Source organism: Nitrobacter sp. JJSN, from assembly GCF_051912485.1.
GTDB lineage: Bacteria > Pseudomonadota > Alphaproteobacteria > Rhizobiales > Xanthobacteraceae > Nitrobacter.
This window is the reverse complement of the sequence record NZ_CP196822.1, coordinates 892,021-911,506: the sequence shown is the minus strand read 5'-3', so window position 1 is coordinate 911,506 and position 19,486 is coordinate 892,021. Positions and strand designations below refer to the sequence as shown.

At 64.4% G+C, this 19,486-nt stretch carries 24 protein-coding genes and 1 pseudogene; 2 read left to right on the top strand and 23 right to left on the bottom strand.

The annotated features are described in order from the left end of the window. Positions 1-108: 108 nt before the first annotated feature. The 17 genes and pseudogenes from ACSZOQ_RS04585 to ACSZOQ_RS04505 form a co-directional block, all read right to left on the bottom strand. On the bottom strand, positions 109-1,506 hold the full coding sequence (locus ACSZOQ_RS04585; protein WP_439924852.1) for an ATP-binding protein: 1,398 nt from the start codon (positions 1,504-1,506) through the stop codon (positions 109-111). Then, positions 1,496-2,167 (bottom strand): response regulator transcription factor, encoded by a 672-nt coding sequence (locus tag ACSZOQ_RS04580; protein ID WP_439924851.1) that lies wholly within the window; start codon positions 2,165-2,167, stop codon positions 1,496-1,498. The genes ACSZOQ_RS04585 and ACSZOQ_RS04580 overlap by 11 nt, the downstream gene beginning before the upstream one ends. Before the next feature lie 155 nt (positions 2,168-2,322). Next, positions 2,323-2,574, bottom strand: a complete 252-nt coding sequence (locus ACSZOQ_RS04575; RefSeq protein WP_439924850.1) for a hypothetical protein — start codon at positions 2,572-2,574, stop codon at positions 2,323-2,325. A gap of 4 nt (positions 2,575-2,578) precedes the next feature. Then, positions 2,579-2,971, bottom strand: coding sequence for a hypothetical protein (locus ACSZOQ_RS04570; RefSeq protein WP_439924849.1), 393 nt, complete (start codon positions 2,969-2,971; stop codon positions 2,579-2,581). A gap of 23 nt (positions 2,972-2,994) precedes the next feature. Beyond that, a complete protein-coding gene (locus ACSZOQ_RS04565) occupies positions 2,995-3,234 on the bottom strand; it encodes a Pam3-gp28 family putative phage holin (RefSeq protein WP_439924848.1) in 240 nt (79 codons plus the stop codon). A 39-nt stretch (positions 3,235-3,273) separates the two neighbouring features. After that, positions 3,274-3,723, bottom strand: coding sequence for a hypothetical protein (locus ACSZOQ_RS04560; RefSeq protein ID WP_439924847.1), 450 nt, complete (start codon positions 3,721-3,723; stop codon positions 3,274-3,276). A 25-nt stretch (positions 3,724-3,748) separates the two neighbouring features. Next, positions 3,749-5,737 carry a DUF2793 domain-containing protein gene (locus tag ACSZOQ_RS04555; protein ID WP_439924846.1) on the bottom strand — a complete coding sequence of 663 codons (1,989 nt, stop codon included), beginning with the start codon at positions 5,735-5,737 and terminating at the stop codon, positions 3,749-3,751. 6 nt (positions 5,738-5,743) lie between these two features. Next, a complete protein-coding gene (locus tag ACSZOQ_RS04550) occupies positions 5,744-9,595 on the bottom strand; it encodes a baseplate multidomain protein megatron (RefSeq protein ID WP_439924845.1) in 3,852 nt (1,283 codons plus the stop codon). Then, entirely contained in the window at positions 9,595-10,041 is a 447-nt protein-coding gene (locus ACSZOQ_RS04545; RefSeq protein ID WP_439924844.1) for a C40 family peptidase, read from the bottom strand. The genes ACSZOQ_RS04550 and ACSZOQ_RS04545 overlap by 1 nt, the downstream gene beginning before the upstream one ends. 16 nt (positions 10,042-10,057) lie before the next feature. Continuing rightward, positions 10,058-10,942, bottom strand: a pseudogene (locus ACSZOQ_RS04540) (DUF2163 domain-containing protein). After that, positions 10,939-11,580: a phage distal tail protein, Rcc01695 family gene (locus tag ACSZOQ_RS04535; RefSeq protein WP_439924843.1), complete on the bottom strand. Its 642-nt coding sequence runs from the start codon at positions 11,578-11,580 to the stop codon at positions 10,939-10,941. Before ACSZOQ_RS04535 ends, ACSZOQ_RS04540 begins: the two are co-directional and overlap by 4 nt. Positions 11,581-11,583: 3 nt before the next feature. After that, positions 11,584-12,171 (bottom strand): phage tail tape measure protein, encoded by a 588-nt coding sequence (locus ACSZOQ_RS04530; protein WP_439924842.1) that lies wholly within the window; start codon positions 12,169-12,171, stop codon positions 11,584-11,586. Continuing rightward, complete coding sequence (locus tag ACSZOQ_RS04525; protein ID WP_439924841.1) at positions 12,164-12,376, bottom strand: rcc01693 family protein; 213 nt, start codon at positions 12,374-12,376, stop codon at positions 12,164-12,166. The genes ACSZOQ_RS04530 and ACSZOQ_RS04525 overlap by 8 nt, the downstream gene beginning before the upstream one ends. Beyond that, positions 12,373-12,693: a gene transfer agent family protein gene (locus ACSZOQ_RS04520; RefSeq protein ID WP_439924840.1), complete on the bottom strand. Its 321-nt coding sequence runs from the start codon at positions 12,691-12,693 to the stop codon at positions 12,373-12,375. The genes ACSZOQ_RS04525 and ACSZOQ_RS04520 overlap by 4 nt, the downstream gene beginning before the upstream one ends. 212 nt (positions 12,694-12,905) lie before the next feature. Beyond that, the gene (locus ACSZOQ_RS04515) at positions 12,906-13,313 is read right to left on the bottom strand and encodes a phage major tail protein, TP901-1 family (RefSeq protein ID WP_439924839.1); all 408 of its coding nucleotides are present in this window, start codon (positions 13,311-13,313) and stop codon (positions 12,906-12,908) included. A gap of 14 nt (positions 13,314-13,327) precedes the next feature. Continuing rightward, a complete protein-coding gene (locus tag ACSZOQ_RS04510; protein ID WP_439924838.1) occupies positions 13,328-13,738 on the bottom strand; it encodes a DUF3168 domain-containing protein in 411 nt (136 codons plus the stop codon). A 31-nt stretch (positions 13,739-13,769) separates the two neighbouring features. Beyond that, a complete protein-coding gene (locus ACSZOQ_RS04505) occupies positions 13,770-14,339 on the bottom strand; it encodes a head-tail connector protein (RefSeq protein ID WP_439924837.1) in 570 nt (189 codons plus the stop codon). Between the two features lie 65 nt (positions 14,340-14,404). Here ACSZOQ_RS04505 and ACSZOQ_RS04500 point away from each other — a divergent pair, with 65 nt between their 5' ends. After that, positions 14,405-15,166 carry a S1 family peptidase gene (locus tag ACSZOQ_RS04500; protein ID WP_439924836.1) on the top strand — a complete coding sequence of 254 codons (762 nt, stop codon included), beginning with the start codon at positions 14,405-14,407 and terminating at the stop codon, positions 15,164-15,166. 23 nt (positions 15,167-15,189) lie between these two features. Here ACSZOQ_RS04500 and ACSZOQ_RS04495 read toward each other — a convergent pair whose 3' ends face one another. From ACSZOQ_RS04495 to ACSZOQ_RS04485, 3 genes are all read right to left on the bottom strand, one after another. Next, complete coding sequence (locus ACSZOQ_RS04495) at positions 15,190-15,561, bottom strand: DUF2019 domain-containing protein (protein ID WP_439924835.1); 372 nt, start codon at positions 15,559-15,561, stop codon at positions 15,190-15,192. Between the two features lie 259 nt (positions 15,562-15,820). Continuing rightward, a complete protein-coding gene (locus ACSZOQ_RS04490; protein WP_439924834.1) occupies positions 15,821-16,348 on the bottom strand; it encodes a hypothetical protein in 528 nt (175 codons plus the stop codon). A 75-nt stretch (positions 16,349-16,423) separates the two neighbouring features. Then, a complete protein-coding gene (locus ACSZOQ_RS04485; RefSeq protein WP_439924833.1) occupies positions 16,424-17,677 on the bottom strand; it encodes a phage major capsid protein in 1,254 nt (417 codons plus the stop codon). Between the two features lie 245 nt (positions 17,678-17,922). Between ACSZOQ_RS04485 and ACSZOQ_RS04480 the strand changes: the two genes are divergently transcribed. Beyond that, positions 17,923-18,210 (top strand): hypothetical protein, encoded by a 288-nt coding sequence (locus ACSZOQ_RS04480; protein ID WP_439924832.1) that lies wholly within the window; start codon positions 17,923-17,925, stop codon positions 18,208-18,210. Between the two features lie 77 nt (positions 18,211-18,287). Here ACSZOQ_RS04480 and ACSZOQ_RS04475 read toward each other — a convergent pair whose 3' ends face one another. The 3 genes from ACSZOQ_RS04475 to ACSZOQ_RS04465 form a co-directional block, all read right to left on the bottom strand. After that, the gene (locus tag ACSZOQ_RS04475; protein ID WP_439924831.1) at positions 18,288-18,941 is read right to left on the bottom strand and encodes an HK97 family phage prohead protease; all 654 of its coding nucleotides are present in this window, start codon (positions 18,939-18,941) and stop codon (positions 18,288-18,290) included. A 101-nt stretch (positions 18,942-19,042) separates the two neighbouring features. Further along, positions 19,043-19,231, bottom strand: a complete 189-nt coding sequence (locus tag ACSZOQ_RS04470; protein WP_439924830.1) for a hypothetical protein — start codon at positions 19,229-19,231, stop codon at positions 19,043-19,045. Next, complete coding sequence (locus ACSZOQ_RS04465) at positions 19,231-19,443, bottom strand: hypothetical protein (protein WP_439924829.1); 213 nt, start codon at positions 19,441-19,443, stop codon at positions 19,231-19,233. Before ACSZOQ_RS04465 ends, ACSZOQ_RS04470 begins: the two co-directional genes overlap by 1 nt. Positions 19,444-19,486 lie beyond the last annotated feature (43 nt).

The window sequence follows — 19,486 nt, the reverse complement described above, 5'->3', positions numbered from 1 at the left end:
TTTGCATCCCGTGGCACAGGAGCGGGCAATTCGGGCAGGACTGCGGCGGTGCGGGCAGCCCTGCCGCTACGGGATGCAAACGTTAGAATCGGACCTTTGGGGCGCGCTTCAGGCTGCCGGCAGCACCAGTTCGGCCCGCAGGCCGCCATTTGGTGAGGAACTGAGCGTCAGGCTGCCGCCATAAAGCGCGGCAAGATCGGTGACGATCGACAGCCCTAGTCCTGATCCTGGCTTGGTCTCATCGAGGCGGCGGCCGCGCTGCGAGGCCTGCATCCGCTCGTCGTCCGACAATCCCCGCCCATCGTCGTCAACAATGATGCGCAGCATCGCCGGCTCGGCGGCGGAAGGCGGACGGACGGAGGCCTTGATGAACACCCGCGACCGCGCCCATTTGCAGGCATTGTCGAGAAGATTACCGGCCATTTCCTCGAGATCCTGCTGCTCGCCGCGAAATTTCCCCGCAGCGCTGGCATCAACGTCGATGGCGACGCGGCGGTCGCGGTGAATCTTCTCCATGGTCCGGCGCAGCGCCTCGATGACGGGAGCGACATCGGTCACCGTCGCAATAACGGTGAGCCGCGCCGCGATTCGGGCGCGCTCCAGATGATGGGCGACCTGATTGCGCATCACCTCGGCCTGTTCGAGCACCTTCGCGGCAAACGGGTCGCATTGATGCGCATTGGCTTCGTTGACAATGACCGAGAGCGGCGTCTTGACTGCGTGTGCGAGGTTGCCGACATGGGTGCGCGCGCGCTCGACGATCTCGCGGTTGGCATCGATCAGCGCATTGGTCTCGCGGGCAAGCGGCGCGATCTCGACTGGAAATTCGCCCTGGAGCCGTTCGGCGCGGCCGGACCTGATATCGGCGATGGCGTCTGAAATACGCTTCAGCGGCGCGAGACCGAACCGTACCTGAAAGATCGTGGTCAGCAGCAACCCGATCGTGAGTGCGGCAAATGTGCCGCCGAGGTAATAGTCGAAGCTCCGCGTTTCATCGAAAATCTCGGTGGCGTCTCCGGCCACCGTGACGCGGAATTTCCCGTCGGCGCCGAGATCGACCGGCCGCTCCGCCATGCGCAGGATCTGGCCCTCGGGGCCATCGATATATCCGACGCGGACCCCCGACGAGGAGAGCTCAATGCCTTGATCCTCCAGATTCGGCAGCTTCTTGTCCCACAGCGAGCGAGACGCGCGGATCTCTTTCTTGTCCGGATCGGTGCGGACGATCTCCCAGTACCAGCCCGACAGCGGCAGATCGAACAGCGGCTCGCCGAGCGACTGGAACTGACGATCGGCCGGCTCGTCCGGCGTCGCCACTTCGGCGATCAGGGTTCGAAGATAAAGATTGAGGCGGCGGTCGAAGGCGCGCTCGGACGCCGACCTATAGACCGACGACAGCACAACGCCGGTGATGAGCAGAACGACCACCACCCAGGCGGTCGCGGACAGAAACAGCCGCGTTGCGAGCGAATTCGAGCGCCGGGCCAGAAATTCCCTAGCGCGCATCTGACGGCGGTGTCAGCAGGTAGCCGAGCCCGCGAACTGTCTGGATGATATCGACGTCCAGCTTCTTGCGGATGCGGCCGACAAAGACTTCAATGGTGTTGGAGTCGCGATCGAAATCCTGATCGTAGAGATGCTCGACCAGTTCGGTGCGTGAGACCACACGTCCGGTATGATGCATGAGATAGGCCAGCAGCCGGTATTCATGTGAGGTCATCTTGATCGGGTTGCCGCTGACGCTGACCCGGCCGGTGCGGGTGTCCAGCGTTACCGGCCCGCAGGTCAGTTCGGACTGCGCATGGCCGGTGCTCCGGCGCAGCAGCGCGCGAATCCGCGCCAGGACTTCCTCGAGATGGAAGGGCTTTGCGACATAATCGTCGGCGCCGGCGTCGAATCCCTGCACCTTGTCGCTCCAGCGGTCGCGCGCGGTGAGGATCAGCACCGGCATGGTGCGCCCCTGACGCCGCCATGCCTCCAGCACCGAAATGCCATCCATCTTCGGTAGGCCAATATCCAGCACGACGGCGTCGTAGGGCTCGCTGTCGCCGAGGAAGTGCCCCTCCTCACCATCGAACGCGCGATCGACAACGTAGCCGGCATCGGTCAGCGCCGTCGTGAGCTGTCGGTTGAGATCGGGATCGTCTTCGACGACGAGAAGGCGCAAGGCGGGCTCCGCTGATTCCAGTTCCAGCTTCGGTACCGCCAAGATGAACCGCCGCCGCGTGAATGGCAAATGAACGTGAAATGCCCGCTTATGTCATATTTCCGTGCTGCGGACGCACCGCTTCGGGGCAGTCCCGGCATCTGCCCCTCGCGGCGTCAGGTTGTGGTCGAGCCGTCGTCCGGCGGTAGCGGGCTCAAAAACTCATCGGCCGCCGCGTTGATTTGGGCCAGCACCGCATCGATCTCATCAGACGTGGCGTTGCTGCCGCCGATCAGGCCGGCGATGGCCTGAACGTAGGGGATCGACGAGACCACACCCTGCTCGATCGCGGGCGCGACCTTGACGATGGCGCTGACGATAGCTTCAGCGGCCGCGAGGCCGGCCTCGATTTCTGCTGCGGTAACCATGTGACTATGCTCCGGATGCGAGGATTTGCTGAACGACGATCAGCGCCGACTGCGCCGCCGAGAGCGCGTTGGTGATATCGACGGACGGATAGGTCTTCTGCAGCGCGACCAGATTGTTGACGGCAAGACGCGCCTTGCGCATCGCCGCCTGCAGCCTTTCGATCACCGATCGCCTCGCGCAGATGTTGGCTGCGCCGGGCACTGTGCCGGTCCGGCAAAGCGGCAACGCCTTGTAGGCGTTGGCGGCGTTCACCGCGACACCATAGGCGTTTTCGATGCCGTAGACCGTATTGAGCGCAACGGCCGTGTTCAGATTCAGCGACGGCAACGCGACGGTCTGGCAACCGGCGAGCGCCAGACCGGAGACGACCGCTATCGCGGCGACAAGCTTTCGCATGAGAACTCCTGTTGTTGGTGGAATTACCTGACCGCGCCGGTCGCGGCGCTGATCACGGGCACATCGGTCCGCGCCGCTGTGTCCACGGTTGTCGCGCGCGTGCCGAACTTCACATAGATGCCCCATGCGACGGTGAAGATCGTGCCGATGGCGCCGATGATGCCGGTCACCTGATCGGAGGTGACCCAGCCCTTGCCGGTAGCGAAACTTCCGGCCGCGATCAGCAGGTAGCGCACGACCTGCCACACCGAATCCGATGTCATGTCTTGTCTCCAGTGATGTTGCGATTTGCCTGAGTGCCGTCAGGCGACGGGAAAAACCATGGCCTGCGCTTGCCGCCATTCAGCATCCGTCATGGGATACGGCTTGCCCGCCTCCCATTGTGCTTGCGCTTTCATGAGCGCGAGGCCCTTCGGGGATGCGAGCAGCGCCGGCGTGATTCGGGTTTGCGCCGTCACGCCGACGTGCTCGCCGAGAAAAGCCATGTAGGCGACCGACGAGTTATGTCCCGACCACTTCTTGATCGCGGCCGCCAGCGTCATGTCGCAATAGCCGGCCTTCCACAGCGCGAACTGAGCGGCCGCGCCGTGCACGACATCAGAAAACACCGCGATGTGATTGGCCTGTCCGTCCTTCAGGACGATGTCGTTGACCGCTCCCCATTTATCGGCGTGCTTTCCGCCCCACATCGCGCCCGGATTCTTGTATCGAATCGACGCGGGTTCTCGCGCGGTCGGGACTGCGTTGGGCATTGGAGTGGTCCTTTGGAAATGATTTCTAGTGAACCGTCAAAGACGTGCCGTAAATCGGGATATTCTTGTTCGTCAGCGTCTTGATCCTCGCCGCAAACGATGTACCTGCCGTGCAGGACTGATCGACGGTTTCAGCGACCGCGCGACCGCTCTGACTATGTGCGCTGACGCCCGATAGAGCGGCGGATGTCCAATGCGAGCCGCCATCACAGGTCACCTCAACCGTCAGATCCGTGTTTAGCGTCGGGCTTGCACTGGCGTCATATTCCAGCAGCACGCACCCATTCGAGACCGACGAATCGGCCGTTTGAGCGGTCGTTACAACGGTCATGTTGCTCGATGCATAGAGCGCCCGCAATCCGAGTGTGGTCTGACCGGCGTCTTCAGTCATGGCAACGCTGCTGCTCGTCACATCGCCGCTCACATAGGAGCGAGTTGCGCCATTGGCCGAGCTATCGACACTTCCGGTCGGGGTCCATGCAGCGGCGTAATATGAACCGCTGCCGAGGACGGAATAGGGACTCGAAAGGACGCAATCCGCCCATCCACCGCCCGGATGGCTAAACGACTGGCTCACAACGATGTTGTACGATCCCGCTGATACACGCTGCGCGATTTTTACCGTCACGGTCTTTGCGCTGGTCAGATACAGACCGATTGATTTGACCGTGGCACCGTTGGCGATCGACCATCCGCGATCAATCATCGTCAGCCCGCCGTTTGCCAGGCTCTGGGTTGGGTTCGCAGATGAAGTCGCGTTGGGGATAGTCGGCTTTACGAGACCATTCGTTGTGTCGATGGTGTAGTTCGATGAAGAGCCGGCAGCGATACCATCGCTAGCCTTATAGCCGTCGGCGAAGGCGTTGATGACGCGCCGGTAACCGCCAAACAGCTTCGCCTGATAGATTCGGTTCAGCAGGATATTCTGCCGGGTCACCTCTCCGTCGACGGCGGTCTCGAGCTCCAGCGCGGCACGCGCCGCGGATGCATCGCTCGCACCGAGAATGGCCTTGCCGATCGCCGTTCCGGCGCCCGCAATCGCCTGCCAGCGCGCCGCGGTGCCGTCATAGCGCAGGATCGCGGCCTGCTTCGCCGAAATCGTCAGATCAGCGCCGAGCGTTAGGCGGTTCGATGCCGACGACGATGCGTTTTCGTTCAGCAGCGTCACGGGCTGGCTTCCGACATTGATGACGGTGAGGCAACGCCCCTCGGCACCGCCTGCAAGGCCGGACACGTTGCGCGCGGCGTTCGAACTGATTTGCAGCACCGACGCCGCCGCAAGCCCCGCAGGATTGTAGTCGTTCTGATCGGCCGTGATCTGTGCGGGTGCAATAACGCCGGTCAGCGACAGCGAGCGCGGCAGCGTCAGGTTGCCGCTGGCCTGATCGATATTGAACGCCTCGGTCCACGTTGATCCATCCGACGATACCTTGAGCTTGAAGGTATCGGCGCCGACCAGGCCGAACTCCGCGCGGCCTGAGAAATTGTCGGAAAAGAAGATCGACGCCGTGTTAGTGGAGCTTTCCTTCGAGACCTGCAGCCTCATGTCGCCGGTGCCGCCGTCGGCAGCGTCGATGGCGGCAAACAGCGCGGCATTCGATTGGATGCTCAGGAGATTGGGACTGCTCGCGGCGGTGTTGACGCCGAGATGCGCCAGGTTATCGAGCGCCGACGGACCGCCCGCGCTCTGCCATGCCGCGCCGTCGAACACGAACAGGCTGCTGTCCGCCACCGACCAGATGCACCATCCGGTCTTCGGCGCGAGGAAAGCCCAGGCGCCGTCCTGCCAGCTCGCGATTGTATTATCCTGCCCGCCCCACGCGCCGGTCGCGCCGCTTGCGACCACATGTCGTTCACCCTCCGCCGGACTGGAGGGTGGAGCGGTAAGCGTCAGATCGAGCACGCCGATCTGAATCGTCGCGTCGAGAATGCGCAGCGCCTCGTTATGGGTAACGTGCTTCTGTGCCTGGCTGCCGTCGATATACGGCAGCCCGAGATTCGGTGTGTCTGTCATGTCAACTCAGAGGGTGAGAGTAAGCTCAGTGGGATGTCCTGCACCGACAGTGGCGGACATTTGCGAAACGCGAAGGTGCAGGCTGCTCCGCGGCGCGCCGAAATCCGCAAGCTCGTCGGCGTTGGCGTAAAGCGCCTCAGATGCGTTGCACGCGATGCTGCGCACGATCGAACCACCAGAGAAAATGTCGAGCGTGTAGGCCTCGATGTCCTCACCGAGCGGGACCTCGACGCCCCAGCCGTCGCCATCGATGCGCGTCCTGCGAATCCATGAGATGCGAACGCCGCTGCTCTCGCGCGACGCCTTGACGTGCACCGGCGACAACGGCAGCAGCGCAGTCGCCTGCGGCGTCACCGTCAGCGCAACCGCGGTCGGATCGTCATGGTTGCGCCCGGCGGCCGCGAGCCGCACCAGGATCGGACGATCCAGCGCATTCAATCCTCGCGCCAGCGGCACAAGATGCGTATCCAGCAGAACGAACGGTGCGCCCGCCGGCAACACATCGGCGATGGCGTATTCGCTGCCGGCCTGCCCGCGCAGCAAACCCGATACTCTATAAGTGCCGCTGTCCACCAGTTCCGCGTTGGCGAACTGCAAGATCTCCCAATCCCCGTCCGGGTTCTGCACTGCCGCCGCATTGGCGCCCCCGAGCACACGGGCATCGGATAGCGACGTCATCGCGCCGCCATAAAGACGCACGCGGAAGACGTTACCGCGATCCCATCGCCCGGAAGGCCCTGCCGGTAGCGGGTCAAGCGTTTCACCCGATGTCGCGGGCGCCGGAATGACCGCGGCCGGCTGAAAGCTCGCGCCGTCCGGCGACGTCCAGACCGTCACCGACGTCGGCCAGGGACTAGCGAAGACAGCGAGCCGCGTCAGGATCGGCGGCTGCGAGGAATCGATCGTCGGCAGATCGAGCACCTCCACTTGCACCGGCCCGAGCGCTGCCGGTATCGCCGGCCTCGTTTGCCGCGGCGTCAGTAGCGGCACCGAAAACACCTCGGGATCGATGCTACGCGCTGTGACCTGGCGCGCTTCGGCGTCAACCGTCGCGTCGATCTCGAACAGCCGCCGCCGCGCGTTGATCGTTACCGCGATCACGTCACCCGGCGTCAGCGACAGGCATTGCGGACCAAGCGAGAATGCCGCGCTTTCGCGGCCGGCCCACAGGTCCTGCAACCAGACCTCGGCTCGACGCGCTATCGCAGCGTCGTCGCTGACCACCGCGAGATCGGAGTGAACGCTGCGGTTCGAACCACCCGCCAGCCGGCGCGACGTCACCGCAGCACGCCGGTAGTCGACCGTGCCGTCGGTAAAACCGAAACTGGCCTCGCGCGGCAGTTCGGTTTCCTGCGCGCGCGTCAACTGCGCCACCGCGCCATCGTCCGGCAGCACCAGATCGTCCTCGACGAATTCGGCGACCGGCGCGCCGCCGCGCGAAACGAAGCGCAGCGTTCCGTCGGCGGCGGTCGCATCGAAGGCGTAGGCGCCGGCGAGCGGTTCGATCATGGCGCGCGGCGCCATCGGCCGGTCGATCACATAGCCGTCGCAGCTTTCGCGCAGCGCCGACGTGTCGGCATCGGTGACGCCGCAATCGGCGAGCAGCGCCCGCACCAGCGCATCCATCGGCGCGGTGCCGAGCCGCCCGGTGAGCCAGTGTCCGGTCTGCCAGTTCGGTCCATCGCTCCAGACCTCGGTCGCGGCCGGAAACGCCGGATAGGGCCGCGCATCCCAGGTCCACAAATGGATCGTGGACGGATCGATCATGCGCCCGCCATAGACCGGGGAGACCGGATTATCCGCGTCCGCGGCGCCGAACGAGGGATCCAATTTGCCGAGAAAGGCCTGCAGATAGCGACGCTGGATCAGATCGTCGCGACTGCCGCCTGAGAAATACGGCAGGTGGTTCTCCGACGATTTGGGATCGGGAAACACGCTCGGCTGGTTGGCGCCCTTGTCCACCGCCGGGCAGCCGACCTCGGTGAACCATACCGGCTTGCTTCGCGGCGACCACGCGGTGGGGCTGACGAGTTCAGCGCCACCGACGCGCTCGTAATGCGCCGACGACCACCACGACTTGATGTCCTTGACGCGGAAGGTCCACGGCTTGCCGAGACCGTCGGTGATGTCAGTGCGGTTCTGCGCGGCGCGCGCTGCGTCATCTGTGTAGTACCAGTCGAACCCCTCGCCGCCCGAGATGTTGCCCGCGAGATAGCCGACGTCATAGGTCGATACAGCAATGCTTGAGTCGAGATGCCCGGCTTCGTCGCGCCAGTCGGCCAGCGGCGCATAGTAATCGATGCCGACGGCATCGATCGCGCTACACGCCCACAGCGGATCGAGCGGAAAGCGAACTTCAGACGCATTCGGCGTCACCACATCAGCGCCGTATTCGGTCCAGTCCGCGCCGTAGGTCACGATCGTCGACGGGCCAACGATGGCTTTCAAATCCGTCGCAAGCGTCACCAGCGCAGCGACGGCGGGATAGACGCCGCTACCGGAGCGCACGCGCGTCAGCGACCGCAATTCCGATCCGATCATGAAGGCATCGACGCCAATGGAAGCGACAAGGCTGGCGTAGTGCAGGATCATGCCGCGATAATTCCAGCTCCCGCCGGTAAAAAAGTTGCTGACCTGTGTCGCCGCCGCTGCGGTGCCCTGCGGCGAACCCGCCCGCCCCGGCGCGGGATCGCAGGTGATGCGGCCGCGCCAGGGATAGGCCGGCTGCGAAGAGGCGTCGCTCCATGGATCGCTCAGACCGTTACCACCAGGAATATCCATCATGATGAAGGGATAAAACGTGACTTTGAGGCCGCGCGCCTTCAGCTCCGCGATCAGATGCACCACGCTGTCGTCTGACGGCGTGCCGCCGAACGCAGGACGGCCATCGACCTGCGATACGACGTAGGCGCCCGCCCGCGTCACGCCGGCCACCGACCAGTCGCCGCCGCTGGTGACTTTGCTCGCGCTGTCGACGCCTGGACGAACCACGCAGCTTCCGGCGCGAAGGTCGGAGCCAAACCATGCAACGACAACCGCCACACGTTCGAGATTCGGACACACACCCTGCAGATCGTCGAGCGCCGCGATCACATCGGACGCGGCATTCGGCACGTGGCGGTTTTCCGGCGCAGATTGTCCAGGACCGAGAAGCTGAACGACAGTTGACGGCTCGTAGCCGAATTCTGTGGTGCCGGGAATGAGCGTCACCGCGCGCGCCATCTGCTCGAGCTTGCCGATGGGGCGGATGATCTCGAACGAGAGCTGCGGAATGCGATTGCCGAAATTTGCGAGCGGCAGCCGCTCGAACACAACATAGGCGAGCCCGCGATAGGCCGGCGCGTTGCCGGCGCCTTCCTTCGCAACGATCAGATCGTCAGGCGACTGGTCTTCGGTGCCGCGATGAACGCGGAACGTCAGACCCGAGACGTCCAGCGGGCTGCCATCGGCCCAGATCCGACCGACCCGTCCGATGACGCCTTCGCAAAGGCCAACCGCAAAGTTGGCGAAATAGCTGTAAGTGGTCGTTGTCGTGGTCGGGCCGCTGAACAGCCCGCCCTTGCCGCCGGACGACGAGGTTTCGCTGTTGACGACCTCCTCGAGGTGGGTTGCCCAAATCACCTGGCCGGACAACCGCGCGCGGCCGTACACACGCGGAATCGGCGAGCCTTCGGTCGAGGCCATCACGTCGAGATCGGCGAGACGCGGCCCGACCACATTCTGATTGCCGGGGCCGAACACCTTGCGGTCGATGACGTTGCCGACCAGCGCCCCGGCGATGCGGCCCGCGATCGCGCCGGCCGGGCCGAACAGCGCGCCCGCGGCGCCTCCAGCGACGGAAAGAACGAGCGCTGCCATCAGGCCAAAACTCCCGGAAAACGAAATGCGTAAGCCAGCCGCCGCCGCCACCACGGCGCAAGCGCGATCTCGCAGACGGCTGCGCCGTCGTGCGCATGAATCATGGTGCGTTCGCTCGATGCGATCGCGACATGCTTGGCGACGAACCCGTCCCGCCAGCGGAACAGCAGCACGTCGCCCGGCCCGAAGTCGTCGCGCGCGACCGGAACGAGATGACGCAGCGCCGCCGCAGCCAGCGTCTCGTCGCTTCTTGCTTCGGCCCAGTCTGGTGCATAGGGCGGCAGCGCTTCCGGCTCATCCCCGATGCAGTTGCGCCAAACGCCGCGCACGAGGCCAAGACAGTCGCAACCGACACCCCTCAGCGAGGCCTGATGGCGATAGGGCGTGCCGATCCAGCCGCGGGCCTCTGCGATGATGGCCGCGCGGGTCGAATGTTCGGAAGTCACGAGCCACCTCTCACATCTAGCTGCCGATGCCGTTGTCCGGCGAACCGGGCAGCGGATAGCTCACGACGAAATCGTTGCCGGGAATCTGCGGAAAGCCGCGGAAATTATCGGTGTTGGCAAACCGATCGCGGCAGGTCGCGAAACTCTTGTCGCAGCCGGCGGTGATCGCGAAGCTGTCGCCGACCGCTATTAGCTCGGCCATGGCCTGCCACAGCGACAGCCGCACTTCGCCCGCGACAACGCGGTGCTGTTTCACCTCAACCGCAACGCCGGCATTGGCGCCGCTGGTCCAGTTCAATCGGCCCGCCGTGAATCAGCCATCGGCAAAACCACTGAGGCCCGAGACCGCGACGATCGATGTTCCTTCGATGACCCCCACTGCGCCGCTGCCGCGATACGCGGCATTGCCAAGATCGATCCGGCACCTCGCGTCGCCAAGATCAGCGCCGCAACGCGCCGTGATGAGGCGCCCGCTATCCTGCGACAGCGCATCCGCAAGCCCGCGCAACTCCGCGGTGAACGCTGATCCCTCGCGCCGGACTTCGCCCAGCGTGCCGCGCGCGGTCAGGATTTTCAGCGAGGCCTCACTCCAGTCCACCAGCCAGGTTACGACCTCGGCGGCATCGTATCGCCCGGCGGCGAGATCGGCCTCGGTCAGGGTGTCATCGGAAAACGCACCGGAGACTTCCGAACCATCGACCGACAAATCGAACCGGCTGGTCGCTTCCGATGCGGTGAAGCCGGTCCCGGCGCGGCAGGTGACGCCATCAATGACCAGATCGCGGTCGTGATCGGTGAAGCCGAGCACGACGCTGTCGCGCCGCGTCACGATCCAGCAGTGCGAGAGCGTGGTCGCACCGGAGTCTAGTCTTGTTTGAAGCGCGGAGGGGATGCTTCTCACGGGCGGATCTCCACCAGCGGAATTTTCGGAATGGCGCCGGCAGCGAAGGTCGCGAGATCAACCTCGAGGTAGTCGGTGTCGAACCGCACCGGCACGTCGAAATTAAATCCCGCGGTGACGGCTGCCCCCGCCGGCGGAATATGCCCGGCGAGAAACGTCACGAGGCCGGTGGTGGCATCGCAGGTGAACGCGGAGCCGGATGCGGCCTCACCGTCGGCCACCGCAATGCGTACGCTGCCAGCCACCGGTTTGGCGATCGCGCGCGCATAGGGCGCGAACGCGCCGCCATAGGTTTTGATCAACTGAAACGCTGCGGTCGTGCCGTCGCCGATGCCAATGACCTGATCGAGCGGCGAGATCGCAATGCCGGTCATCGCCGAGCAGCAATCCAGCCGGTCGCGCCAGCGGAAACCATAAAGCCGGCCACGCCGCTCTTCGAAAAAGGTAACAACGGCCTGCAAGGCATCGAGTGTCTTGACGCCGTAACCGGCGTCGTAGCGCCGCCGCGACTGCGCCCAGCGCGCGTTGCGCGCCTCGCGACCCGAGCCGAAGTTGACGATATCGGTGCGTCGCTCTGGCCCGCCCGCACTCTTCAGCGCGACATCGAGCGGAAACAGGATTTCGTGGAAGCTGGTCATGCGTCACAAACTCCGCTGTCCCCGTGCCACCGCGCGCGCAATCTGGCCTGTGACGTAGCTCTCCGAGCGGCGGAAACTGTCGACGTCAGGCGTCGCGATCTGCACCGTGATGCTGTTGCCGCCGCCGTTGCCGGAGACGCCGAGCCGGCCATCGGGACCGCGTGCCAGCGGCATGATCGCTTCCGGCCCTGCCTCACCGGCAAGGCCGACGCCGCCGTCCATCATCGGGAAATAGCTCGGCGCGCCGATCACTCCCCCCGATGCGAACGGCTTGATGGCGCCGAGCGCGTTGGCCTGACCACCAGCGGCGGCCGCGCCAGCGCTTCCGGCGAGGCCCGAGAACAGGCCGGAGATGCCGCTGGTTAGGCTCGCCGTCAGCGGCTTGAACGCGGCGGTCACCGCGAGACTGGAGACGCGCAGCGCCAAGGTCTTCAGCACGTCGTCAAACTGCTTGCCGCCGCTGACCGAGGAGGAAAACGCCTGCGTCATTGCGCGCGCAAAGCCGCCCGCGCTGATCGTGAGCGCCTGGGTTTTTGCGGTGATGCTGTCGAGCGTGCTCGATGTATCCTGCAAGCTCGTATCGTCAGCCATTGCGTCCTCCCTTGCATGGCGCATCGGGAAACCGCGCCAACAGATCGTCGAGGTCAGTCCGCGCCAGCGGCACGACGGAAGCCCCGCGGACCGCGCGGATCGCCTGCGCCAGTTCGCGCGGCGTCATCCGCCAGAAAGCGTCCGGCGCAAGCCGCAACACTCCGAAGCCGAATCCCATGGCCTCTGCCCATGGAAACGGCTTCATCGCGCGGCGCCGTCATCGAAGGTCGCGGCGATCAACTCGGCCGCGATTCTGACGAAACCAGCCGCGCCGCCATCGACCGTCATGACAGCGACATCGTCGTCGGTGATGGCCTCGCCCGCGCCGCGCAGCCCCGCGCCGATGATGCGGATCAGGTCGCGCGCCGACGCCCGCCCCGAGCCGAAGCGCTCTGTGAGCGCCACCAGGTCGTCGGCTCCAAATGCGGATTCGAGTTCGGCCAGCGCGCCCAGCGTCAGCACCAGCGTGCGCTGCCGTCCGCCAAGTTCAGCAGCAATCTCGCCGCGATGTTTGTTCGGCATAAAGTGACCTCGTTTGTCCCTCTCCCCTTGCGGGAGAGGGTGGTTTCGAACGAAGTGAGAAACCGGGTGAGGGGAGCTTGCGACCGAGACGAACCCCTCACCCGCCTTCGCTCCGCCATAGCCGTGCAAAGCATCGGCGTTCTATTCGTGAACGGCGGCCAAGGGCCGCCTATGCACCCTCTCCCACAAGGGGAGAGGGAAGTCAGCAAACCTCACATCGCCGTAAAGGTCAGCGCGCCGGCGGACTCCAGCGCGAGGTCGAACGTCACCTCGCCGTTGTGCTCGCCGGAAAATTCGAGACTCGAGATCTGAAACATTCCCTCGATAGTGCCGAAATCCGGCACCACCACCTGGCAGTCGCTGATCGTGCCGTCGAAGAACGCCTGCCGCACCAGCGCATCGGAAGCCGCGTCCTTGAACAGGCCGCGGCCCGACAGCGACGCGCGCTTGACGCCAGCGCCCGCCAGAAGCTCGCGCCAGCGGTCGGTCGATTCCGCGTTGGTGATATCGACGATCTCGGCGTTGAACGCGATCCTGCGGCTGCGCAATCCCGCGACGGTGACGAAACTCGTGCCGTCGCTCATCTTCAACAGCAGGTCCTTGCCCTTTTGTGCGCCCATGATGGCTCCTTGAACTAGATTGTGGGTTCGGTCATGGCGCGGAATCGCACCTGTGCGTGATAGGTGCGGCCATCGGACTCGCGCCTGATATCGGCGACCGCGAAGCGGAGATTGACCAGCCGGTGGCCTGTGAGCGTGAGCGGCGCATCGTCGAGCGCCTGCAACACCGCGCCGGCAATGGCGTGGGCCTCGCTTTGCCCGCCCTGGCGTGAGCGCGCATGAAGCGTGATCTGGTGTTCCTGGGTCGGCCCGTCATCGACCGATGCGTCGGTGATGCGCGCCTCGCCGATGCTGACATAAGGCAGCAGCGCGCCACGCGGCGGCTCGTCATAGACCCGCGCGCCGCCGAGCGCGGCATGAAGGCCGCTGTCGGCGGCAAGTGCGTCGTGCACGGCGGCGCGAAGCGCGGCGTTGGCGCTGGTCATCATGATGTCCTTTTCGAGAATGCAGAAACGATCAGAGCGCGGGGACGCGATAGCTCGCGATCATGGCGCTGACGCTGGCCGGCATGATCGCGACCGTTTGGCCGATCGCGATCAAACCGCGGTTCTCGTACCAGTGCGCCACCAGCGTCCGCACCGCATGGCGCAACACATCCGGCACGTCGGTCGCCGCAGTCCCGAAGCCGATCTCCACGTCGAGCTCGATGCCGGCGCTTGGGCGTCCTGGCGCTGGCAAAGCCCACTCCGATGACGCAATCACACCACCCGCCTTGTCGATGACAAATGTCCCGGCGTCGATCGTGGTGGCGCTGCCCGCAGAGTCGTAAACCCGCGCTGCCGTCAGCGCCCGCAGCGGTCCCCTGCCCGGCTTGATCCGGCCATCCTTCGGCCACTGATCCAGCACGAAACACCAGGTCTGCGCAATCAGCGCGCAGCGCGTCATTGCTTCGACATGACTGCGCGCGGCAGCGATCAGCGAGGCGATCACGGTGTCGTCGTCATCGTTCTCGGCGCGCAGGAAGCTCTTGGCCTCCGCAACCGACCACAGTTCGATCGCTGGTCCGCTCAGAAGTATCGACGGCATCGGTTGTCCTCGCTGTAACGATGCAAATGTTGACAGGTCGCTCGTGCGATGGCTCACATCGCAGCATGATTCAGCAATTCATTCGTTTGGCTGCGGTCGCGACGGCGCTGGCGGCGACGCAATCCACATTCGCCATGGTCGGCGGCGGCGGTGCGCCCTCGCCTGCGGTGGGAAACGCGGTCGTCACCATCGTCGGCTCGCGCGGCACGTCCTGCACCGGCACGCTGATCGCGCGCGATATCATTCTCACTGCAGCGCACTGCATCGCGCCCGGCACCACCTACAAGATCGTGGATTACAAGAGCCGGCCGCCGCGGCTGCTCGACATCAGACGCACCGCGTCGCATCCGCAATTCAATATGCAAAACCTGCTCGCGCACCGCGCCACCGCGGACGTCGCGCTATTGCAACTCGCGTCACCGCTCGCCACGCAACCCGAAACGCTCGGCGGCGCGCTGCTGCCGGTTACCGCGGGTCAGCGCCTCACCGTCATCGGCATGGGAGTCGCGGTCGCCGGTGACGGCCGCAGCGGCGGCGTAGCTCGCGCAGCGAGTCTTGCGGTGACGGGGCGACCCGGCACCTTGCAAATCCGCTTGGTCGATCCCGCAACCGACAACGCGCGCGCAGGCCTCGGCGCCTGCACCGGCGATTCCGGCGCGCCGGCATTTCTCGATTCCAGCGGCGGCCCCGTCATCGCCGGCGTGGTGAGCTGGTCGACAGGGCCGAATAATGCATCAGGCTGCGGCGGCCTCACCGGCGTCACGCCGCTCGCGCTCTATCGCGACTGGATTTTGAAGACAGCGAGAGGCTGGGGCGCGGGGATATAAGTTGCGACAATCCTACGATTCCGTCAGCTCGGCTTGAATATCCCACGATCAAGATTCGAAAGCGACATGCCGGCAGCACCCGCTTGCGGCATCCAGTGCGTTTCGGCGATAGCTTCAAGCTGTTGCCGAGCGGCAACGGGAGCAACAGCAAGAGTCAGTTTAGCCGCCTGAACGCGGACCTGCATGTTCGGGAAGCTATAGAGCTCGATTAGCAACTGTCGTTGATCGTCTTCCCGAGCCTTCAACTCGTTGGCTACATCCATCATCTGTTTGAAGAGGCGATTAAATGTTGAGCGTTTTCCGCCGAGCAGAGCCACGTCCTGGGCGACGACGATCTGCGCGAAATGGCCAACAAGATCTGCGGAGCTCATCTTTTTAAGTTCGGTTTGCTTCATGGCTGCAAAACCTTGAATCTCATCAAAGCGTCCAGACCGACCTGCCGTCTCGTTTCCCAATCCTTGCCACGAAGATATTCCCTAGGCGAAATTCCTCCATAATCGGGAGAAGGAGTTCCATACCATCCTGTGATCTGGTAATGCGTCAGCCTCGGAATGCTAGCGAGGTTTGACGGATCATCAATCTGCGATCGCGAAAAGCCATAATATTCCGCCCATGTCTGCTCTACGATGTGGTGATCATCATACCCTGGCCGCTTCAGGCCAACGTTGGCTTGTAGCTCCTCGAGTGTTTTCGGTCGTCGCGCGCAGCCTGAATGAGGTCGTGGTAGTCTTTAAGCCATTCCACATTGTTCATGGTACCCGTATAGATCTCGCCGGCAAGACCAGGATGTCTCGCCAGCCAGCTAGCTGCAGCGCGTAAGAATGCCGTTCGTTGCGCACTCGTAAGAGGTCGTTCTGACGGAATCCCCGGCGGCTCGTCCAGCGGCGGACCTTGGTTGTGCCCCATTCCCGGTGGCGGATCGCCAGCGAGTTGAATGAGGCCCCGCTCCTGGGCGGCTGGATGCGAACCGCCGCCATCCGTCCACTGCCCGCCATCAGAGCTGCCTGCCGGCACGCGCGGCTGGTCCGGATTGTATTTGCGCGCCAGCGCGGGAAACGCTTTGACTACATCGACGCCGGGCTGAAGAAATTGCGCGGCGTCGGGACGAACCCAGAGTGCCGCATCCGGCCGCAGCCATCGCGATTGCTGATGGCACAGCCAGGCGTCGGGAAGCGATGGCATTGAGATGTCCTGATGAACAACGCGCGTCTAAGAAGCAAAACGGCGCGCTCGAAGCGCGCCGTTTATTTCCTCGCCTCAGCTCGTCGCGAACTTCATGAGCTTGATGGCGTCGAAGTCCTGCACGCCGCCGCCGACGCGCTTCGTCGTGTAGAACAGCACATAAGGCTTGGCTGAATACGGATCGCGCAGCACGCGAACGCCGGTGCGATCCACCACAAGATAGCCGCGGCGGAAATCGCCGAACGCGATCGACAGCGAATTCGCCGTGACATCAGGCATGTCCTCGGCCTCGACCAGCGGGAACGTCATCAGCGACGCACGTCCCCCCGCCTGCGCCGGCGGCTGCCATAGATACGCGCCGCCGGTGTCCTTGAACTTGCGGATCGCGGCTTGCGTCTTGCGGTTCATCACGAAGGCGGCATTCTGGCGATAGCCCGCTTTCAGCGCGTAGATCAGGTCCACTAACGGATCGGACGAATTGCTCGATGCGAACGCGCCGGCCGCGCCGGAGGCGATATAACCGAGGCTGCCCCAGGCCCACGAGCCGTTGGCGACCGTGGTGGATTGCAAAAAGCCCTTCGGCTTGTTGGTGCCGTCGCCGTTGACGAAGGCCGCGCCTTCCTGCACCGCGAAGGTCAGCTCCACCTCCTGCGCGATCCACTCGTCGATGTTGACGGCGGAATCGTCGAGCAGCGTCGCGGTCGCCGCCGGCATGGCGTAAAGCTCCATGGCCGGGAAGCTCAGCGCATCCAGCGTCGGCGACGTGGTCTGCGTCCGCGAGTCCGTCTCGCCGACCCAGCCGGTGGCGGGACCCGCGGTCATGAACGGCTTCTTGTAGACATTGCCGGAGATGGTGCGCACCGACGAAAGCGCGCGGATCGGCGAGATCGCCGCCAGTCGCTCGCCGATGGTCTGCTCGAGTTCGACCGGCACCAGATAACCGCCGTCGGCATTGGAGCCGACCGACATCGCCTTCGTCTCCAACTCGCGCAAGGCGCCAGCCACGCCGCCCCGCACATAGGCTTCGAACGCGCTTTTGTGCTCGCGGGATGCCACGTCGCTAACGATGCGACCGCGACCCTCGAGCGCCGGGCGGGCGTGCTTCAGGGCCAGTTCGTCCATGCGCTTGTGATGCACATCAAGCGCGGCATTGATGCGGTCGACTTTTTCCTCCAGCAGCACGTCGCCGCGCTTTTTCTCCAGCCGCGCCAGGCGCTCGTCGTTGGCCGCCTTGAACTCCTCGAAGGTGACGCGGAAGTCGTCATAGTCTCCGCGGACGGCGACGCCGGATTTGTGCTCCGGCGCAGTGTCGGTGATATCGAAGTCCATTCACATTCTCCTCAGTGGTAATGGTTCCATGACCTTGTCGCCCAAGGCTTGACTGCCCGAGACTTGACTGCCGAAGCTTTGGGCCTTGGCGTTTTCGAGCGAAGCGTGTCCTCTAGCTTCACCCGAGGATGGGTACCGTTCGCGTCCAGAAACGCGTCAAAACAAAGAAGTCCGGCTTTGATTCCATCAGAGCCGGAATAGCGTTAGAATGGCCCCCGCAACGGCAGCACCGTCGAGGCGAACCCATGCGCTTTCTGATCTTTGTCTGGATAACTCTCGCCGTCGCCGCCGCCGGCAGTGCGTGGTACGCAATGCAGCCCTCGCGGCGCGTCCCAGCCTGGCTCTGGATCGCCGCCTGCGCGGCGCTGCTGGTGGCGTTCGCGATATCCTTTGTGATGCTCGGCGACAGCAGCGAAAAAACGCTGCTGTCGATCGCGCTCTATTTCCTGAACTGGGGCATGGTAGCCGGCGGCGCGGCGGTCTGCGTCGGCACCATCGCGGGGCTTTCGGCGGCGCTGGCGTTCAAGCGGTGAGGCGCGGCAACCGCCGACGAGACCGCGACAGGACACCGCCTGCACCGATTACAAATAGCAACCCGGCGTGATCTGCATCAGCGCCCTCCAACCATGTGGCCACGCGAGACCGCCCGCAACGCGTCACGTCGTCCCTCTCGTCCGCGCAGCGACGCAGAAACCATCACCGGGCGCGGGCGGAGCCGCGGCGCCGGTTCATCCGCGGCCTCCGTCATGCTCCGCCATTCGCGCTCGGCCTGTATCCGCACACGCGAGCGCGACGACTGGGGTGTCGCCTGCTTCACCGCGCGGACACGCGCTCCCGCCAGCAGCGGGAAGGTGACGATGGAAATTTCCCACAAATCGACCTGATAGAGTTTTCGCACGCGCGTTTGCGGCTCGATCCGGCCGCGTACAGTGCGGTAACCGATCGACAGTCCGTCTACCGCACCGGCCTCGACCAGCGCCAGCAGTTCGCGTGCGCGCATCACATCGGGGATCAGCTTTCCCCGCGCCCACAGGCCGCGGAAATCCTCGCGCAGTTCGAGCCAGATGCCGACCGGCTCGCCGGGGTCGTGTTGGAACAGCATCGGGATCTTGCGCAAGCCCCTCGCTTTCAAAGTCTGTGCGAACGCGCCCGGCATCACCATGTCGCGTGCCTGGTCGATCTCGCCGAACAGGCTGGCGTAGCCTTCAACCGTGCCGTCGCCGGAGAACGATAGACGCGACACTGACGACAAAGGGGCGTGCATGATCGGCCTCGCAAATGGGCGGGGGAACGGATTTCTGAAATTCGAAAACGACGTATCGTGCCGGAGCGCGCCGCGTTCGGACGAACGCTACTTGGCTGCGCTCAGCCCTTGCGGCTGCGCTTCACCGGCTTGCGCCGGGCCGGCGGTTTTGGGCGCGACGCTTTCGTAGCCGGCGCCTTGCGCTGGATCTGGTCGAGATGCGCGAGGAATTCACGAAACACCGAGAGGTGATCCCGCGCGGATTTGGTCTCGGCGCTGAACGAGCGCAGAACGCTGTGAAGTGTATCCATCAGTCCCGATCCTTGTTGAGGGTTTCGGCGCGGCGATGCGCCTTGCGATTGAAGCGCTGCAGTTCGCGAACGAAATCGTCGAAGCGGCGCGAAGCGGCCGATAGTTCGCGCAGCGCGAACAGCAGGCCGGCGCTGGCGGAGCTCGCCCACAGAAACAGCGCAAGATGCGCGAGGTCGCCGCGCTCGCTGAAGATGCGGATGAGATCAGACATTTCTTTCACTCTTTCCCACGCGTGGAGAGAGGGAGGGGGCGAA

Bases quoted from the DNA above. Each gene is read 5' to 3' on its own strand.
- ACSZOQ_RS04475 (WP_439924831.1), bottom strand. From the start codon at position 18,941: ATGCACGCCCCTTTGTCGTCAGTGTCGCGTCTATCGTTCTCCGGCGAC.
- ACSZOQ_RS04535 (WP_439924843.1), bottom strand. From the start codon at position 11,580: ATGACCAGCTTCCACGAAATCCTGTTTCCGCTCGATGTCGCGCTGAAG.
- ACSZOQ_RS04485 (WP_439924833.1), bottom strand. From the start codon at position 17,677: ATGGACTTCGATATCACCGACACTGCGCCGGAGCACAAATCCGGCGTC.
- ACSZOQ_RS04520 (WP_439924840.1), bottom strand. From the start codon at position 12,693: ATGCCGAACAAACATCGCGGCGAGATTGCTGCTGAACTTGGCGGACGG.
- ACSZOQ_RS04555 (WP_439924846.1), bottom strand. From the start codon at position 5,737: ATGACAGACACACCGAATCTCGGGCTGCCGTATATCGACGGCAGCCAG.
- ACSZOQ_RS04565 (WP_439924848.1), bottom strand. From the start codon at position 3,234: ATGACATCGGATTCGGTGTGGCAGGTCGTGCGCTACCTGCTGATCGCG.
- ACSZOQ_RS04550 (WP_439924845.1), bottom strand. From the start codon at position 9,595: ATGGCAGCGCTCGTTCTTTCCGTCGCTGGAGGCGCCGCGGGCGCGCTG.
- ACSZOQ_RS04515 (WP_439924839.1), bottom strand. From the start codon at position 13,313: ATGGGCGCACAAAAGGGCAAGGACCTGCTGTTGAAGATGAGCGACGGC.
- ACSZOQ_RS04465 (WP_439924829.1), bottom strand. From the start codon at position 19,443: ATGTCTGATCTCATCCGCATCTTCAGCGAGCGCGGCGACCTCGCGCAT.
- ACSZOQ_RS04575 (WP_439924850.1), bottom strand. From the start codon at position 2,574: ATGGTTACCGCAGCAGAAATCGAGGCCGGCCTCGCGGCCGCTGAAGCT.
- ACSZOQ_RS04495 (WP_439924835.1), bottom strand. From the start codon at position 15,561: ATGAAGCAAACCGAACTTAAAAAGATGAGCTCCGCAGATCTTGTTGGC.
- ACSZOQ_RS04480 (WP_439924832.1), top strand. From the start codon at position 17,923: ATGCGCTTTCTGATCTTTGTCTGGATAACTCTCGCCGTCGCCGCCGCC.
- ACSZOQ_RS04500 (WP_439924836.1), top strand. From the start codon at position 14,405: ATGATTCAGCAATTCATTCGTTTGGCTGCGGTCGCGACGGCGCTGGCG.
- ACSZOQ_RS04510 (WP_439924838.1), bottom strand. From the start codon at position 13,738: ATGACCAGCGCCAACGCCGCGCTTCGCGCCGCCGTGCACGACGCACTT.
- ACSZOQ_RS04525 (WP_439924841.1), bottom strand. From the start codon at position 12,376: ATGAAGCCGTTTCCATGGGCAGAGGCCATGGGATTCGGCTTCGGAGTG.
- ACSZOQ_RS04470 (WP_439924830.1), bottom strand. From the start codon at position 19,231: ATGGATACACTTCACAGCGTTCTGCGCTCGTTCAGCGCCGAGACCAAA.
- ACSZOQ_RS04560 (WP_439924847.1), bottom strand. From the start codon at position 3,723: ATGCCCAACGCAGTCCCGACCGCGCGAGAACCCGCGTCGATTCGATAC.
- ACSZOQ_RS04530 (WP_439924842.1), bottom strand. From the start codon at position 12,171: ATGGCTGACGATACGAGCTTGCAGGATACATCGAGCACGCTCGACAGC.
- ACSZOQ_RS04490 (WP_439924834.1), bottom strand. From the start codon at position 16,348: ATGCCATCGCTTCCCGACGCCTGGCTGTGCCATCAGCAATCGCGATGG.
- ACSZOQ_RS04505 (WP_439924837.1), bottom strand. From the start codon at position 14,339: ATGCCGTCGATACTTCTGAGCGGACCAGCGATCGAACTGTGGTCGGTT.
- ACSZOQ_RS04585 (WP_439924852.1), bottom strand. From the start codon at position 1,506: ATGCGCGCTAGGGAATTTCTGGCCCGGCGCTCGAATTCGCTCGCAACG.
- ACSZOQ_RS04570 (WP_439924849.1), bottom strand. From the start codon at position 2,971: ATGCGAAAGCTTGTCGCCGCGATAGCGGTCGTCTCCGGTCTGGCGCTC.